The sequence below is a fragment of the Pseudomonas sp. PIC25 genome (assembly GCF_002286785.1).
GTDB lineage: Bacteria > Pseudomonadota > Gammaproteobacteria > Pseudomonadales > Pseudomonadaceae > Pseudomonas_M.
In genome coordinates, this window is the sequence record NZ_MUJY01000122.1 from 39,844 (window position 1) to 56,001 (window position 16,158).

The 16,158-nt window shown below is 64.8% G+C and carries 15 protein-coding genes and 1 riboswitch; of the genes, 4 read left to right on the plus strand and 11 right to left on the minus strand.

The features are described 5' to 3' along the window. The 8 genes from BZL41_RS14765 to thiC form a co-directional block, all read right to left on the minus strand. Complete coding sequence (locus BZL41_RS14765; RefSeq protein WP_095599993.1) at positions 1-525, minus strand: TIGR02281 family clan AA aspartic protease; 525 nt, start codon at positions 523-525, stop codon at positions 1-3. Then, positions 522-1,508, minus strand: coding sequence for an esterase-like activity of phytase family protein (locus tag BZL41_RS14770; RefSeq protein WP_371916532.1), 987 nt, complete (start codon positions 1,506-1,508; stop codon positions 522-524). The genes BZL41_RS14765 and BZL41_RS14770 overlap by 4 nt, the downstream gene beginning before the upstream one ends. After that, positions 1,505-3,394: a DNA topoisomerase IV subunit B gene (gene parE / locus BZL41_RS14775; protein ID WP_095599995.1), complete on the minus strand. Its 1,890-nt coding sequence runs from the start codon at positions 3,392-3,394 to the stop codon at positions 1,505-1,507. Before parE ends, BZL41_RS14770 begins: the two co-directional genes overlap by 4 nt. A gap of 10 nt (positions 3,395-3,404) precedes the next feature. Then, positions 3,405-4,025 (minus strand): YqiA/YcfP family alpha/beta fold hydrolase, encoded by a 621-nt coding sequence (locus BZL41_RS14780; RefSeq protein WP_095599996.1) that lies wholly within the window; start codon positions 4,023-4,025, stop codon positions 3,405-3,407. 81 nt (positions 4,026-4,106) lie between these two features. Continuing rightward, a complete protein-coding gene (cpdA, locus tag BZL41_RS14785) occupies positions 4,107-4,928 on the minus strand; it encodes a 3',5'-cyclic-AMP phosphodiesterase (RefSeq protein WP_174706174.1) in 822 nt (273 codons plus the stop codon). Positions 4,929-5,132: 204 nt separating this feature from the next. Continuing rightward, entirely contained in the window at positions 5,133-5,585 is a 453-nt protein-coding gene (locus BZL41_RS14790; RefSeq protein WP_084332832.1) for a DUF1249 domain-containing protein, read from the minus strand. After that, positions 5,576-6,187, minus strand: a complete 612-nt coding sequence (locus tag BZL41_RS14795) for an NUDIX domain-containing protein (RefSeq protein WP_095599997.1) — start codon at positions 6,185-6,187, stop codon at positions 5,576-5,578. The genes BZL41_RS14790 and BZL41_RS14795 overlap by 10 nt, the downstream gene beginning before the upstream one ends. Positions 6,188-6,386: 199 nt before the next feature. After that, the gene (thiC, locus tag BZL41_RS14800; RefSeq protein WP_095599998.1) at positions 6,387-8,270 is read right to left on the minus strand and encodes a phosphomethylpyrimidine synthase ThiC; all 1,884 of its coding nucleotides are present in this window, start codon (positions 8,268-8,270) and stop codon (positions 6,387-6,389) included. Between the two features lie 88 nt (positions 8,271-8,358). Further along, a riboswitch (TPP riboswitch) is annotated at positions 8,359-8,465 on the minus strand. Between the two features lie 217 nt (positions 8,466-8,682). On the opposite strand from thiC, the gene BZL41_RS14805 reads away from it, so the two are divergent. Continuing rightward, a complete protein-coding gene (locus BZL41_RS14805; RefSeq protein ID WP_095600038.1) occupies positions 8,683-10,122 on the plus strand; it encodes a TolC family outer membrane protein in 1,440 nt (479 codons plus the stop codon). A gap of 80 nt (positions 10,123-10,202) precedes the next feature. On the opposite strand, the gene BZL41_RS14810 is transcribed toward BZL41_RS14805, so the two are convergent. The 3 genes from BZL41_RS14810 to BZL41_RS14820 all read right to left on the minus strand — a co-directional run bounded on the left by BZL41_RS14810 (position 10,203) and on the right by BZL41_RS14820 (position 13,510). Beyond that, a complete protein-coding gene (locus BZL41_RS14810) occupies positions 10,203-11,165 on the minus strand; it encodes an endonuclease/exonuclease/phosphatase family protein (protein WP_095599999.1) in 963 nt (320 codons plus the stop codon). Positions 11,166-11,263: 98 nt separating this feature from the next. Beyond that, complete coding sequence (gene waaA / locus BZL41_RS14815; RefSeq protein WP_095600000.1) at positions 11,264-12,541, minus strand: lipid IV(A) 3-deoxy-D-manno-octulosonic acid transferase; 1,278 nt, start codon at positions 12,539-12,541, stop codon at positions 11,264-11,266. 84 nt (positions 12,542-12,625) lie between these two features. Further along, a complete protein-coding gene (locus BZL41_RS14820; protein ID WP_095600001.1) occupies positions 12,626-13,510 on the minus strand; it encodes a LysR family transcriptional regulator in 885 nt (294 codons plus the stop codon). A 96-nt stretch (positions 13,511-13,606) separates the two neighbouring features. On the opposite strand from BZL41_RS14820, the gene BZL41_RS14825 reads away from it, so the two are divergent. The 3 genes from BZL41_RS14825 (at position 13,607) to BZL41_RS14835 (ending at position 16,068) form a co-directional block, all read left to right on the plus strand. Further along, positions 13,607-13,939 carry a multidrug efflux SMR transporter gene (locus BZL41_RS14825; RefSeq protein ID WP_095600002.1) on the plus strand — a complete coding sequence of 111 codons (333 nt, stop codon included), beginning with the start codon at positions 13,607-13,609 and terminating at the stop codon, positions 13,937-13,939. 147 nt (positions 13,940-14,086) lie between these two features. Next, a complete protein-coding gene (locus tag BZL41_RS14830; protein ID WP_095600039.1) occupies positions 14,087-15,262 on the plus strand; it encodes an FAD-binding oxidoreductase in 1,176 nt (391 codons plus the stop codon). Next, positions 15,259-16,068, plus strand: coding sequence for an aldo/keto reductase (locus tag BZL41_RS14835; protein WP_095600003.1), 810 nt, complete (start codon positions 15,259-15,261; stop codon positions 16,066-16,068). The genes BZL41_RS14830 and BZL41_RS14835 overlap by 4 nt, the downstream gene beginning before the upstream one ends. Positions 16,069-16,158: the final 90 nt, after the last annotated feature.

Here is a 16,158-nt window from a genome sequence, read left to right on the forward strand (position 1 = left end):
CTAGTTTTCCGTGTAATGGCGCAGCACCAGAGTGCCGTCGCGCTGGGTGAATTCGAGTTGTTTCAGGGCGCTCATGCCAAGCAGCACTTGTTCGCCATCCATACCGGGAACGATCAGGGCGCGTACGTCGTGAAGACGGATGTCACCCAATTGCAGTTCGGCCAGGCGGGTTCGGAACCCGGTCCCGCGGCCGTTGGCAGTCAGCACCGTGATCGGCGCGCCGCGCGCGAGGCCGAGTCGTTTCGCCAGCTCGCCCGGAACCGCCACGTCAGTGGCGCCGGTATCCAGCATGAACTCCACGGGCCGGCCATCGATCTCGCCACTGGCGACGAAATGCCCCCGGCCATCGCTGGCCAGTCGCACCTCGATGAACCCATCGCCATGGCGGGACTCCGGCGTCTGATTGGGATTGCGCTTGGCCTCCTCCCATTCGCCGAAGAAACGGGTGGCCAGCAGCAGCGCAGCGCCCCAGGCGAGCACCAGCATGACCCGCCCGGCACGACGCCCCGGCGCCTGCTCGCTCAACGAGCATTCCCCCAACCGCCCTTGGGCGCGGCAAAACGCCAGACGATCGGCCGGCTTTCGCCATCGCCGCGAGCATGACCGCCGTTATCGACACCGATCCAGGCGCCTTCTTCATCGATCCAGAGAGCTTCAGCCATGCCGTAGGGTTGGTCATAGCGCCGCTCCGGGGTCAACGCCTCGTCGGCGAACGACCAACAGCGCTCCACCTCGCCGTTGCTCGGCTTGCGCCGGCAGATACGGTGGGCCAAGCGTTCCAGGGTGAAGAGTTTTTCGTTGAAGAAGGCCAGCCCGGAGAAATCCCGCGGCAACGGTTCGTTGCTTTCCAGCGGTGCCGGCGGCAGTTCCATACCGCCTTCGCTGAGCAGCACGCAGCCACCGGTACACTTCCATAGACCACGCTGCCGGTGCATGACCACCAGCCCACGGCGTTCCCGCTCGGCCGCCAGCCAGAGGCGTTCGCCGGCCGGGTCCACCGCGATGCCTTCGAACAGAGCGTTGAAGTGCAGCAGCATGCCGCTGGCCCGCGCCTGTCGCACCAGACTCTCTGGCAGAGCCAGCCACTGCGGCTCGCCTGCCGGCGGGACCTGCAGTACGCCGGCGTGGGCTTCGCTGATCAGGTAGCGGTTGCCCATGGTGTCGCAGGACAGCCCTTCGAAATCCATGTCGCCGCCACGCACCTTGCCCATTACCCAACTGCGCATACGCAGCCCCCAAGGCAGGCCGCTGTCGGGCCGCTCGGGAGCGACGAACGTCTCGGCCTCGGCGTGAAGCTCGCCCTGTGCCGGGGTCAACCGGTAGAGCCGATCGTCATCGCGGTCAGAAACCGCCCAGAGCCCATCGCCGCACCAGGCCAAACCGGACAGGTTACCGCCGCGCATGCCTTCCACCGGATGTTCGGTGAACAGCTTGAGCGGCTCCACGGAGGGTTCGGCGGCGGCGCTGGCGCTGAGAAAGACGCAGGCGAACAGCAGGCGCCGCATCAAATCAACACCTCGGCCAAGTTGCCCTTCGACTCCAGCCAGGCCTTGCGGTCGCTGGCGCGCTTCTTCGCCAGCAGCATGTCCATGATCTCGCTGGTCACTTCGAAATCGTCCAGGGTCAACTGCACCAGGCGTCGCGTGTTCGGGTCCATGGTGGTCTCGCGCAATTGCAGCGGGTTCATTTCGCCAAGGCCCTTGAAGCGGGTCACTTGCGGCTTGCCGCGCTTCTTCTCGGCGGTCAGGCGCTCGAGGATGCCGTCGCGCTCCGCCTCGTCCAGCGCGTAGTAAATATCCTTGCCGAGGTCGATGCGGTATAGCGGCGGCATGGCAACGTATACATGCCCAGCCTCCACCAGCGGACGGAAATGACGAACGAACAGCGCACACAGCAAGGTCGCAATGTGCAGGCCGTCGGAGTCGGCGTCGGCGAGGATGCAGATCTTGCCATAGCGCAGTTGGCTCAGATCGGACGATCCCGGATCGATGCCAATGGCCACGGCGATGTCATGCACCTCCTGGCTGGCGAGCACTTCGCCGCCGTCCACTTCCCAAGTGTTCAGGATCTTCCCGCGCAGCGGCATGATTGCCTGGAACTCCTTGTCCCGCGCCTGCTTGGCCGAGCCGCCAGCCGAATCGCCCTCGACCAGGAACAGCTCGGAGCGCATGGGGTCCTGACCGGCGCAGTCCGCCAGCTTGCCGGGCAACGCAGGACCTTGGGTGATCTTCTTGCGCTCCACCTTCTTGCCCGCCTTGAGGCGCCGGCCGGCGTTGCTGATGGCCAGTTCCGCCAGTTGCAGGCCGAGTTCCGGGTGCGCATTGAGCCAGAGGCTGAAGGCATCCTTCACCACCCCGGAGACGAACGCCGCCGCCTCGCGGGAGGACAGGCGCTCCTTGGTCTGCCCGGAGAATTGCGGCTCCTGCATCTTCATCGAGAGTACGAAGGCGATGCGTTCCCAGACATCTTCCGGTGCCAGCTTCACGCCGCGCGGCAACAGATTGCGGAATTCGCAGAACTCGCGCATCGCATCGAGCAGCCCTTGGCGCAGGCCATTGACGTGGGTGCCGCCCTGGGCGGTGGGAATCAGGTTGACGTAGCTTTCCTGCACACTCTCGCCACCCTCAGGCAGCCACAGCAAGGCCCAGTCCACCGCTTCCTTGCTGCCAGCCAGGCTGCCGCAGAACGGTTCGTCGGGCAGGCGCGGATACTCGCTCACCGCGTCGACGAGATAGGAACGCAGGCCGTCCTCGTAGTGCCACTCGACCTTCTCGCCGCTGGCCTTGTCCTCGAAGCTGACCGCAAGGCCTGGGCACAGCACCGCCTTGGCCTTGAGCACGTGCTTGAGCCGGCTGATGGAAAACTTGTACGAATCGAAGTACTTGGCGTCCGGCCAGAAGTGCACGCTGGTCCCGGTGTTGCGCTTGCCCACGGTGCCGATCACTTCCAGTTCGCTGGCCTTGAAGCCGTCAGCGAAGGTCATGCGGTATTCATTGCCGTCACGCTTGACGCGAACCTCGACGCGAGTCGAAAGGGCGTTGACCACCGAGATACCGACGCCGTGCAGACCACCGGAGAACTGGTAGTTCTTGTTGGAGAACTTGCCGCCGGCATGCAGCTTGGTGAGGATCAGCTCGACCCCCGGCACGCCCTCATCCGGGTGGATGTCGACCGGCATGCCGCGTCCGTCGTCGATCACTTCCAGGGAGTTGTCTTCGTGAAGAATCACCTGCACCGACTTGGCGTGGCCAGCCAGGGCCTCGTCGACGCTGTTGTCGATGACTTCCTGGGCCAGGTGGTTGGGGCGCGTGGTGTCGGTATACATGCCCGGGCGCTTGCGCACCGGGTCGAGGCCGGAAAGGACTTCGATGGCGTCTGCGTTGTAACTGGCCATGGGGTCTCGTTCAGTTCAGAGTGGAAAAGTCGAAATCGTTCCAGAGCTGGGGAGCGAAGCCGGCGAACGCCAGGAGTGCCGGCAGGCGCTCGGCGAATCCCTGGAAGCCATGGTCGCCGCCGGCCTGGATACGCAAGGCGCATCCCCTGTAGAAGGCTTCCGCCTGACGGTAATCCAGCGTTTCGTCGGCCGTCTGCAGCCACACCTGGTAGCGCGCCGGATCGTTCGGCGGCGCCACTTCCAGCTCGGCGAGGGCATCCACGTGATCCTTCGTCAGCTCCCAGGTCTCTCCGCTGTAGTAGTTCGTCTGCGGCCCGAGATGGCCGTCGAACAAGCGGTGCGGGTTCACCGCCGGGTTGATCAGCAACGCCTTCAAGCCATGGCGTTCGGCCAGGTGGGTGGCATAGTAGCCGCCCAGGGAACTGCCGACCAGCACCGGTCGGCCCAGCTCGCCGATCAGCGTCTCGAGCAGCGCGGTGGCCTGGCGAGGATGGTGCGGCAGTGCCGGCACCCGCAGGTGCTCGGCCAGACCGAGGCTCTGCATGGCGCGCAGCAACTGGCTGGCCTTGAGCGAGGCCGGCGAGCTGTTGAGGCCGTGGAGATAGAGAATCGAAGGCGTGACGTCGGACATGTGCGGGTTTGGAACTCGAACCTGGACTGAAACCGGAACGGTACCAGCTTTCGACCGCCCGCCTCCAGCGACAGCCCCGCGTCAGTACCCCTTGATGCTGTAGTCGATCTCGAAATCGATGCCGGTGACACGGGAAACACCGGTCTCCAGCCGCCCGTCGCCGAATAGCCGCAACCAGCGGTATCCCGGCGGTTCCTTATCGACCCGGAACTCGTCGCTACCGGGGGCGAACTGCACGCAGGTGGACGGCGATGCCAGCAGCCGCACGTCCTTGCGCACCTGATCGTATTCTTGGTGGACGTGCCCCCAGAGCACCGCCCGCACCTGCGGGTAACGGTCGAGCACGGCGAACAGCGCATCCGGATTGCACACACCGATCGGGTCCAGCCAGCGGCAACCGACCGGCACCGGATGATGATGGAAGCACACCAGGTGATGGCGTTCGGGCGCCTCGCTCAGGGCCTGGTCGAGCAGCGCCAGTTGTTCATCGCTCAGATGCCCAGGCACCGCACCGGGAATAGAGGAGTCGAGAAGAATGATGCGCCAAGCGCCGAGATCGACGACCGGCTCCAGCAGCTCGCTGCCGGCACAGGCCTCGCGCATGCTCGGCAGCTCGTCGTGGTTGCCGGGAAACCAGCGAGCCGGAGCAGGAATTTGCGCCGTCAGCTCGCGAAAATGCTCGTAGGACTCCAGCGAGCCATCCTGCGACAGATCCCCGCTGGCCAGCACCAGGTCGATCTGCGGCTGTTCGCTGAGAACACGTTCTATCACCCGCTGGAGGCTGTCCTGGGTATCCATGCCCAGAAGCTTGCCATCGGCCGTGGCGAATAAATGACTGTCGGATAGCTGCACCAGCAGTACCGACGAATCAGCAGCGAAATTGGGCACGCTCGGCAAGGCCATCTCCTTGAGCGGAATTAGCAGGAATTATGGTGGTTCTCGTCGAAAAGGGTATACCCGAGAAATAGAAGCAGATCACAGTTAGCAGTGAATCGGCGCGGCTCCCGATTACTGTAGGGTATCGCGGAACTTTCGCTGGCTCAGGAACGGATACTCGCCGGTCACGATGCAACGCACACCTAGAGTGTGCGGCCCGCAACAATTCGCTCAGAGCACGGGAACCAGCTCGTGGCCACAGGCGAGGCAATGGCTGAGCCACTCGCCCAGGAACAGGTTGAGCTGCGACTTCTCGTCCGGCTGGTGCATGGCGGCGTTGGGGTAGGCGTAGATGCTGCGGAAGCGCCGCGCATTTTCCGCACTGATCACTTCGGCCATGCGCGCATCGTGATAGACCCGCACCTCCATCCGCGGCACCGGCAGCCAGGGCAGGCTGTGTTCCTGGCGAACCTGCAGCGTGGTGGTGTAAGGGCAGGTTTCCACTACGTCCAGCGCCAGCACGCCGAGCAGATACTCGCCCTGACTCAGCGCCACGCGCCGCGATCCCGGCCCGTCGCGCATTTCCGGCAGCAGGCGCATCAGCCGGGCATAGTTGGCTTCGCAGGCGGCCTGGAGCTCGACCAGATCGACCCGGTAGCGCTCGCGCAACAGATTCACGACCACAGCCCTCGCACTTCGGCGCGGTTCAGCGCCAGCCACTGCAAGGCGATGATGCTGGCGGCATTGCTGATCCGCCCATCCTTCACCGCCTGCAAGGCGTCTTCCAGCGGCCAGACATGGACCTTGATGTCCTCGCCCTCCTCCGGCAGCCCGTGGATACCGCCGGCCCCCTCGCTGTCGCAGCGACCGAGGTACAGGAACACGCGTTCATCGCTGCCACCCGGCGATGGGAAGTAGGTGGTGATCGGCCACAGCGAGCTGAGCGTCAGCCCCGCCTCTTCGGCCGCTTCGCGGTGAGCCACCTCTTCCGGCTCCTCGGCCTTGTCGATCAAGCCGGCGACCAGTTCGAGCAACCAGGGGTTGCTGCATTTCTGCATGGCGCCGACCCGGAATTGCTCGATCAGCACGACGCAATCGCGCTGCGGATCGTAGGGCAGCACACAGACCGCATCGTGCCGCACGAACAGCTCGCGACTGAGTACCGGCCCCATGCCCCCGGCGAACTGGCGATGGCGCAAATGCAGGCGATCGAGCCTGTAGAAGCCCTGGAAACAGGACTCGCGCTGGATGATCTCGACATCCGGATGTTCCACCCGCTCCGCCATTCGATTCCCCCTACCTCATACAAAGAACGGGCCCCGTATGGCCACGTGAACACCGTATTGGCACAGCCCGCGCATCCGGGAGCGCTTCCGCTCCCGCATCGCTTCGACTGTTCGCCACTCCGGCGCGGGCCGATCGGCAAAATCGGCGCCGCTGTTCACACAGCCTGCGTGGGCCCGTCCCGGTCAGTCAACCACTCCCTCACACCTTGTGATAGAGCTGCGCCCCCTGCGCCTTGAATTCCTCGGCCTTGCTCCTGAGCCCCTCCTCGACATTCAGATCGACCGTGTCGATACGCTGTTCTTTAGCATAGTCGCGCACTTCCTGGGTGATCTTCATCGAACAGAACTTGGGACCGCACATGGAGCAGAAATGCGCCACCTTGGCCGAATCCTTCGGCAGCGTCTCGTCGTGGAAGGCGCGCGCGGTGTCCGGGTCCAGCCCCAGGTTGAACTGGTCTTCCCAGCGGAACTCGAAGCGCGCCTTGGACAGCGCGTTATCGCGAATCTGCGCGCCTGGATGGCCTTTTGCAAGATCGGCGGCGTGGGCGGCGATCTTGTAGGTGATGATGCCGGTCTTCACGTCGTCCTTGTTCGGCAGGCCGAGGTGCTCCTTGGGCGTAACGTAACAGAGCATGGCGCAGCCGAACCAACCGATCATCGCCGCGCCGATGCCCGAGGTAATGTGGTCGTAGCCGGGGGCGATGTCGGTGGTCAGCGGGCCCAGGGTGTAGAACGGCGCCTCGTCGCAGCACTCGAGCTGCTTGTCCATGTTTTCCTTGATCAGTTGCATCGGCACATGGCCGGGGCCTTCGATCATGGTCTGCACGTCATGCTTCCAGGCGATCTTGGTCAGTTCGCCCAGGGTTTCCAGCTCGCCGAACTGGGCGGCGTCGTTGGCGTCGGCGATGGAGCCGGGACGCAGGCCATCGCCCAGCGAGAAGCTGACGTCGTAGGCCTTCATGATTTCGCAGATTTCCTCGAAATGGGTGTAGAGGAAATTCTCCTTGTGATGCGCCAGGCACCACTTGGCCATGATCGAGCCTCCGCGCGAGACGATGCCGGTGACCCGCTTGGCGGTCAGCGGCACATAACGCAGCAGTACGCCGGCGTGGATGGTGAAGTAGTCCACGCCCTGCTCGGCCTGCTCGATAAGGGTGTCGCGGAACAGCTCCCAGGTCAGGTCCTCGGCGATGCCGCCAACCTTCTCCAGAGCCTGGTAGATCGGCACGGTGCCGATCGGTACCGGCGAGTTGCGGATGATCCACTCGCGGGTTTCATGGATGTGCTTGCCGGTGGACAGGTCCATCACGGTGTCCGAACCCCAGCGGATGCCCCAGGTCAGCTTGGCGACTTCTTCCTCGATCGAGGAGCCCAGGGCGCTATTGCCGATATTGCCGTTGATCTTCACCAGGAAGTTGCGGCCGATGATCATCGGCTCCAGCTCCACATGGTTGATATTGGCCGGAATGATGGCGCGGCCGCGGGCGACTTCGCTGCGCACGAACTCGGGGGTGATTTCTTTGGGGATGGCGGCGCCGAAGCTATGGCCGGCGTGCTGCTCGTTGAGCAGGCCGGCTTCGCGCGCCTCGGCCAGTTTCATATTTTCACGGATGGCGACGAATTCCATCTCGGGAGTGATGATGCCCTTCTTGGCATAGTGCATCTGGCTGACGTTGTGCCCGGCCTTGGCCCTGCGCGGGTTGCGTACGTGGGCGAAACGCATGGCGGTCAGCTCGGCGTCGTTCAGGCGACGCTGGCCGAATTCCGAGGAAAGCCCCGGCAGCTTCTCGGTGTCGCCGCGATCCTCGATCCAGGCACTGCGCACATCGGCCAAGCCCTTGCGCACGTCGATCTGCACATTGGGGTCGGTATAGGGGCCGGAGGTGTCGTAAACGGTGACCGGCGCGTTGATCTCGCCACCGAAGTCGGTGGGAGTGACGTCCAGGCTGATCTCGCGCATCGGCACGCGGATATCCGGGCGCGAGCCCTGGACGTAGATTTTCTGCGACCGCGGGAAGGGTTGGACGGACTGTTGGTCGACCTGGGCGCTTTCGCTCAGATTCTTTTGTTGTTGTGCACTCATCGGCGGGCTCCTGGGTTGGATGTCGGAGCGAACCTGGGGCGGGCGGTCGAGGCGGAGGGCACCGGGACACGGTGCAGAGGGACTCGCGGAGCGAGGACATCTTGTTCCCTACGCAGGCCTTAACCTGATCAGGTTCAACGGGATCCGGAACTGTCCGATCTCAGCCTTCGATTCAAGGCACCCCGACAAGAACCTGCGCAGTCTAATCAAGCCGGGAAGAGAAAACCAACCCGAGGGTCAAAAAGCCTTGACCGTTTCGTCGGAAAACGACCGAATGACCGACTGTCGCCACATTGTTCCCGCCAGGCAACATAGCTTGTTGCAAACTACACTCATGGGCTGGCCGGCACACCTTGACCCGCTTGGGTGGCGCCCGTAGCCTTGCTCGACTCTCCGGAATCTAGGATTGATCATGCTGCGCAGACTCTCCCTGGCTATCGCCATAGCCGCCGCCTCTGCCGGACCGGCCTGGGCAGAAGAAGCCCCTTTGTCAGCCAAGACCGACCTGGTCACTGTCTACCAGGAAGCGGTCGCCAACAACGCCGACCTCGCCGCTGCCCGCGCCAACTACGAGGCCAGCCGCGAAGTCGTACCGCAGGCACGCGCCGGACTGTTGCCGAACCTGTCCGCGGGCGCCTCGATGAACGACACCCGCACCGAGCTGGATTCGCCGTCGGCCTCGTTCTCGCGCAGCGGAACCGTGTACCAGGCCAACCTGACCCAGCCGATCTTCCGCGCCGACCGCTGGTTCCAGTTGCAGGCCGCCGAAGCCACCAGCGAGCAGGCCGCCCTGGAATTCTCCGCGACCCAGCAGAACCTGATCCTGCAAAGTGCGGAAGCCTATTTCGCCGTACTCCGCGCCCAGGACAATCTGGCCGCCACCAAGGCCGAGGAAGCCGCGTTCAAACGCCAGCTCGACCAAGCCAACGAACGCTTCGACGTCGGTCTCTCGGATAAGACCGACGTGCTCGAGGCCCAGGCCGGCTACGACAGCGCCCGCGCCAACCGCCTGATCGCCCAACGCCAGGTGGAGGATGCCTTCCAGGCGCTGGTCACCCTGACCAACCGCGACCACGGCTCGCTCGAAGGCATCGAGCACACCCTGCCGGTACTGGCGCCGACCCCTAACGACGCCACCGCCTGGGTGGACACCGCCGCCAAGCAGAACCTCAACCTGCTGGCCAGCAACTATGCGGTCGACGCGGCCGAAGAGACCCTGCGCCAGCGCAAGGCCGGCCATGCGCCGACCCTCGACGCGGTGGCCAGCTACCAGAAAGGTGACAACGACGCCATGGGCTTCACCAACAGCCTGGGCAGCAGCACCCGCATCAGCGGCGACGTCGAGCAGCGCAGCATCGGCCTGCAGCTCAACATCCCGATCTACAGCGGTGGCCTGACCAGCTCCCAAGTGCGCGAGTCCTATCAGCGCCTGACCCAGGTCGAGCAGCAGCGCGAAAGCCTGCGCCGCCAAGTGGTGCAGAACACCCGCGACCTGCATCGCGCGGTGAACACCGACGTCGAGCAGGTGCAGGCGCGCCGGCAAACCATCATCTCCAGCCAGAGTGCACTGGAAGCCACCGAGATCGGCTATCAGGTCGGCACCCGCAACATCGTCGATGTGCTGGATGCCCAACGCCAGTTGTACAGTTCGGTACGCGACTACAACAACGCGCGCTACGACTACATCCTCAACAACCTGCGCCTGAAGCAGGCCGCCGGCACCCTGAGCCCGGCCGACCTGGAAGACCTGGCCCGTTTCCTCAAGTCGGACTACGACCCGGACAAGGACTTCCTGCCACCAGACCTGGCTAAGGCCGCCGAGGCCAGCCTGCGTAACAACCAGGACTATTGATCGGCCCCGGCATGGATACGCGCAAGGCGTATTCATGCCGGCCCTAATCTACCCTCCCTGCGTCCCCGCCGCCTTGGCCCTTACGGGTACCCGACCAGATACGCCACCGGGAAGTGGTCGCTTCGCAACGCCTTCCCCAGATAGACCCGCTGCACCGTGGCATAGACCTTGTTCGAGTTGATTTGGCCGACGGAATCGAAGCTCTTTGTCTTGTCGCTCCAGGTCCTGACCGATATCGACGCGTGGCAGATCGATTTCCACTGACAGCTTTCGTGGATATAGGCGTAGTCCAGCAGTGACGGAACCGCGATGTCGCCGGCCTCGACATCCGTGCCCATCGTGGCGTTCACGTACTGGCTCTCGCTCAGTTGCATCGGCCCCAGCGAATTCTTCTTCTCCTGCTGATACAACTGCTTGGCCAGCGCCACGGAGCTGCGGATGGAGATATGGGTGAAACCTGCATTGCCGGGCTCGCAGCGATACATCTTGTCATGCCCCGGCAAGGTGATGCTCTCCGGCGCATCGCTGGCATGGGTGTTCAGATCGCCGCCGAAGAATACCAATCGCTTGATGCCCTCGCCCCGGAAGCCGCCCAGCAACTTGATATCGTCCTGGACCTGCTCCAACGCGGCCTTCGAAGCATTCGCGTGACAGAAGGCGAAGACGTTGCCGCTCTTATCGCTCAGCAGCAGGGTGGCGCGTATGGCCTTCTCGCCCAGCGGCAATTCGAACGGTTCGACGTAGTCAGCCGCGATGTCGTTGCGGACGAACACCATCGACCCCAACGTCGTACCCTTGCGCAAGCCGCCCTCCAGGCTCAGCGACACTTTCATTTCGTAGGCGCCCTTGAGGTCCTCAACCAATCGCAGATTGGGATTGCCGGTAGTGCCCACTTCGAAGAGCGCGACGATCTCGGGCTTAAGGGTTGCCAGCGTGGTCAACAACGCATCCAGCTTTTCCTCGTACGCCTCGCTCATCGGCTTGCGTTCGTTCTGGTGGTTGAGGTGCTGGGTATTCCACATGAGGATCTTGACGGTAGGCACTGCGGCTCCTCCCTGACGGCCCCGCGACTGCATGGCCACCCGCAACGATTACGGGCGACGCATCAAAGGTAGCAGGCGTGGGGCAAAGCGCGAGGTGTTCAGCGGGGATTGGCGAATAGCCGGTCCAGGCCATCCAGCAGCCGCTGCAAGGCGCCCTGGTTGTTTTGCAGAACCGCCAGGCCGGCCGCGCGCATCCGTTCGGCACACGCGGGCTCGTCCCAGAGCTGCAGCAGCGTTTCGGCCAGTGCCGGGGCGTCGTCCGTTTCGCACAGCGCCCCGGCGTCCCGGAGCTGCGCGGCGATGTCGAGGAAGTTGAACAGGTGCGGACCGCTCAACACCGGCTTGCCCAGGGCGGCCGGCTCCAGCAGGTTATGCCCGCCATTCGGCACCAGACTGCCGCCGACGAAAGCCTGATCGGCCAGCGCATAGAGAAACAGCAGCTCGCCCATGGTGTCGCCGACCAGTACCTGAGTCTGCCCCGTGACCGCTACGCCGGTCGAGCGCCGCTCGGTGGCGAAACCTTCGCGGCGACACAGTTCGAACACACCGTTGAAACGCTCCGGATGACGCGGCACCAGGATCAGCAATGCCTCCGGATGACGCTGCAAGACTTGCCGATGGGCCGCCAGGACGACCTCGTCCTCGCCGGCATGGGTGCTCGCTGCGATCCACGCCGGCCTGCCGTTCAGACCCCATTGCTCGCGCAAGAGCGCGGCGCGCTCCAGCAGTGCGGGATCGATGGTCAGATCGAATTTGATCGAGCCGGTCACGCTGACCGTCTCCGCACGCGCACCCAAGCGACGGAAGCGCTCCGCTTCGGCCTCGGTCTGCACGGCCAGCCAGCTCATCTCCGCCAGCATCGGCGCGGTCAGCTTGGCGAAGCGTGCATAGCCACGGGCGGAACGTTCGGACAGCCGCGCGTTCGCCAGGGCCACCGGGATGTCGCGCCGGGCGCAGGCATGGATGTGGTTAGGCCACAGTTCGGTTTCCATGATCACCGCCAGGCGCGGCTGCACCCGATCCAGGAAGCGCGCGGCTGCCCAGGGCAGGTCATAGGGCAAGTAGCAATGCCGGACGCTGTCGCCGAACAGCGCGCGAATGCGCTCCGAGCCGGTCGGGGTCATGCAGGTGACGGTGATCGGCACCCCCGGGTGGCGCGCCTGCAAGGCACGGATCATCGGCGCGGCGGCGATGCTCTCCCCCACTGATACCGCATGCACCCAGATGCCGCCGGCCGACACCGCCGGCAATCCAAAGCCAAACCGCTCGCCGATACGCCGCGCATAGGCCGGCGCACGCCAGGCCCGCCAAGCCAGGCGAAGGGCAATCAGGGGCAAACCGAGGTGAAACAGCAAGGTATAGAGGAGACGATTCATGGCGGCGGAGCTTAGCGCTTCAAGGGATGAAGGGTAAGGGGCAGGAAGTGAGGGGGAGGTGCACTTGCTCCCCCTCCTCACCCCTCACGCCTCACTCCCCAAATGTCTCGCCAGCGCATCGCCCAGCCAGCGCGCCGCCGGCCCCAGCGCCTCGTCGCGACGACAGACCAGTTCCACCACCAGCGGCGGTGGCGTCCAGTCGCTGCGCAATTCCAGCAAGTGGCCTTGGTAGGTGGGATACGAGGCGACGTGACGCGGCAACCAGGCCCAACCCAAATCGCGCATCACCAGCTCGGCCATGGCGTAGAAACTGTCGGCACGCCAGACCAACGGGCTAATCTGTTCGCCACCGGAATAGTGGCTGTCCTGCGGTGTCATCAACAGTTGCCGGTGCTGTGCAAGGGTTCGGCGGTCGGCATAGAGCACTCGCGCCAGCGGATGACCGGCCCCGCAGACAGTCACCATTTCGATGGTGCCCAGGCGCTGCCGCTCCAGGGCTTCCGGCATCTGCTCGTGGTGGAACAGCAGGCCGAGGTCGGCGCGCCGCTCCACCAGCTTGCGCGCCACGTCGCCCTGGGCACCGCTGGCCAGTTGCACTTCCAACAGCGGAAAGGCATGGGCCAGTGCCTCCAGACTGGCGAGCACCGGCTGATAAGGCATGGCTTCGTCCTGGGCCAGGCGCAGGCGGGCTTCCTCACCCCGCTGCAGCCCATTGGCACGCCCTTGCAGGCGCTGGCACTGCTGCAACACCGCACGCGCCTCCTCGTGCAAGGCCTTGCCCGCCTCGGTGAGCCGCGGCATTCGACCGCCGCTGCGCTCGAACAGCCGTAGGCCGAGGTCCTCTTCCAGCAAGGCCACCGCCTGGCTCACCGCCGATTGCGCACGACGCAAATCGCGGGCCGCCGCGGAGAAGGAGCCGTATTCGCATACGGCGACAAAAGCGCTGAGCTGATCCAGATTCCACTGCACAACCTATCTCCAAATCAGATAGCTGTTAGCTTGAGCCCATCATTCAAGCTTCTAGAATGGCGACCGTCAAAACTTCTCGTTTCAGGAGTCGCCACCATGCCGGGCTATCTGTATCTGGGCATTGCCATCGCCGCCGAAGTGATCGCCACCACCTCGCTGAAAGCCGTGGAAGGTGTAGCTAAGCCGATTCCGCTGGCCCTGGTGGTACTGGGCTACGGGCTGTCGTTCTGGATGCTGACACTGGTGGTGAAGAGCATTCCGATCGGCATCGCCTATGCCATCTGGGCCGGGCTCGGGATCGTGCTGGTGAGCATCGCCGCCGTATTCCTCTACCAGCAGAAGCTCGACCTGCCGGCCATGCTCGGCATGGCGCTGATCGTGTGTGGGGTGGTGGTGATCCAGCTCTTCTCCCGGTCCGTTGCACACTAATAAGCTGTTGAAAAACTATCTGCTAAAGCAGCGACAAGCCTCAGGCTGAAGCGAAGAGCTGAGCGAGGAGCTTGCGCCGGGGCTTGTCGCTTGTCGTCGATGGCTTGCAGTTATACTGGCGGCAATTTTTTCGACCAAGGCAGCCCCATGTCCCAACACCTTTCCACCGACGTGCTCATCGTCGGCGGCGGTATCGCCGGTCTCTGGCTCAACGCGCGCCTGCGCCGCCAGGGTTTCTCCACCGTGCTGGTGGAGAACGCCAGCCTCGGCGGCGGACAGAGTCTGAAATCCCAGGGCATCATCCACGGTGGCACCAAATACGCCCTGCACGGAGCCCTGACCGGCGCCTCCGAGGCCATCGCCGACATGCCGCGCCGTTGGCGCGAAGCGCTGGCCGGCATGGGCGAGCTGGACCTGCGCGGCGTACGCCTGCTTTCCGATGCCCACTACCTCTGGTCGCCCGGCACCCTGGCCGGCAACCTGACCAGCTTCTTCGCCAGCAAGGCCGTGCGTTCGCGGGTCGACCAGGTGAAGGGCGACGCCCTGCCGCCGGCCCTGCAGCATCCCCGCTTCAAGGGCAAGGTCTACCGTCTCACCGAACTGGTGCTCGACGTGCCCAGCCTGATCGCCCGCCTGGCCGAGTTGGCCGGAGACAGCCTGCTCGCCGCCGACGAGATCGCCCCGCTGCGCGACAACGGCGAGCTGGCCGGCCTTGTCGTCGACGGTCGTGAAATCCGTGCCCAACGCATCGTGCTCAGTGCCGGCGCCGGCAATGCCACCCTACTCAGCGCGCTCGGCCTGTCCGAACCGGCCATGCAGCGCCGTCCGCTGCACATGGTGCTGGTCAAGGCACCGACGCTGAAACCGCTCTATGCCCACTGCCTCGGCGGCGGGCCCAAGCCACGGGTCACCGTGACCACCCATCCGGCTGCCGACGGCCAGTGGGTCTGGTACCTCGGCGGCGATCTCGCCGAAGCCGATGGCGTCGCCCGAGACGAGGCCGCGCAAATCGCCGCTGCCCGCAAGGAGTTGAGCGAATTGCTGCCCTGGATAGACCTGTCCCAGGCCCGTTTCGCCTGCCTGCGGGTGGACCGTGCCGAGCCGGCCCAGTCCGGGCTGGTCCGCCCGGACAACGCCTTCCTCGCCGAACAGAACCGCCTGCTCATCGGTTGGCCGACCAAGCTGGCGCTGGCCCCGGACTTCGCCGATCGCGTGCTGGCCAACCTCGACCGCGACGGCATCCAACCCGGCGAACACGGCGAGCGGCCCGTCCTGCCCAAGCCGCCCGTCGGCCAGCCGGTATGGGAGGAGCTGCTGCCATGAAGACCCTGCACGGCCTCGATCGTCCCCTCGGCGACACCGGCCTCGTGGTCTCCCCGCTCGGCCTCGGCACGGTCAAGCTCGGGCGCGACCAGGGCGTGAAATACCCCAGCGGCTTCACCATTCCCGACGACCGGGAAGCGCGCCAGCTACTGGATCTGGCCCGCGAACTCGGCATCAACCTGATCGATACGGCACCTGCCTACGGCCGCAGCGAAGAACGGCTCGGCCCGCTGCTGCGCGGCCAGCGCGATGCCTGGGTGATCGTCAGCAAGGTGGGCGAGGAGTTCGAGGGCGGCCAGTCGCGCTTCGACTTCTCCCCGGCGCACACCCGCCTCTCCCTGGAACGCAGCCTGAAGCGCCTGGAAACGGACATTATCGATCTGGTACTGGTGCACTCCGACGGCAACGACGTCGCCATCCTGCGCGACAGCGGCGTCTACGAGACCCTCGCCGAGCTGAAGCGCGAGGGCAAGCTCCGCGCCTTCGGCCTCTCCGGCAAGACGGTGGAAGGCGGCCTACTGGCCTTGGAGCGCGGCGACTGCGCCATGGTCACCTACAACCTCAACGAGCAGGGCGAGCGGCCGGTACTGGACTACGCCGCCGAGCACGGCAAGGGCATCCTGATCAAGAAGGCCCTGGCCAGCGGCCACGCCTGCCTGGGTGCCGGCGTGGACCCGGTGCGCGCCAGTTTCGAGCTGCTGTTCGGCCATCCTGGGGTGGCCAGCGCGATCATCGGCACCATCAACCCGCTGCATCTGTCCCATAATGTCGCGACGGCCGCCGCCGTGATTCGTGGCGGCCACTGAAACTGTCATCAAGCCGCCGCCTGAGCGCGGCATACTCGAACAGGCCATGCGCCGCTTCCGCGGCCCCCTGACGCCAGCAAGAAGGAGACG